This window comes from Shigella sp. FC1661, from assembly GCF_001712525.1.
In the GTDB taxonomy this organism is placed as follows: Bacteria; Pseudomonadota; Gammaproteobacteria; order Enterobacterales; family Enterobacteriaceae; genus Escherichia; species Escherichia coli.
In genome coordinates this window covers 1-481 of sequence record NZ_MDGW01000471.1, presented here as the reverse complement: position 1 = coordinate 481, position 481 = coordinate 1, and the positions used below count along the sequence as shown (strand labels likewise).

1 protein-coding gene is annotated in these 481 nt (G+C 53.0%); it reads left to right on the top strand.

From position 1 onward, the window contains the following. Window positions 1-462 (top strand): ISL3 family transposase (locus BFF42_RS20670; protein WP_052939195.1); only part of this gene is annotated, 462 nt, incomplete at its 5' end. Window positions 463-481: the final 19 nt, after the last annotated feature.

Sequence of the window (481 nt, the reverse complement as noted above, 5' to 3'; positions counted from 1 at the left end):
CAGAATGAACATCCGCATCTTCCTGTTGAAAGTCGTCGTCAGGCAAAGGGAACTCGCTTCCTGTGGCAGCACAGCGATAAATGGATGACCGAATCCAGGCAGGAAAAGCTGATATGGCTGCGTGCGCAGATGAAGCTGACGAGCCTGTGCTGGGCGCTGAAAGAACTGGCAAAGGATATCTGGAGCAGACCATGGAGCGAGGAAAGACGCAACGACTGGCAGAGATGGCTGTCGCTGGCGGCCAACAGTGACGTCCCCATGATGAAGAATGTGGCTAAAACGATAGGGAAAAGGTTGTACGGTATCCTGAACGCCATGCGCCATGGCGTATCAAACGGAAATGCGGAAGCACTGAACAGCAAGATCAGGCTGCTGAGAATAAAAGCCAAGGGCTACCGCAACCGGGAGCGCTTTAAGCTGGGAGTGATGTTCCACTATGGGAAACTGAATATGGCGTTCTAAGCCTTCCCACCATGATCGG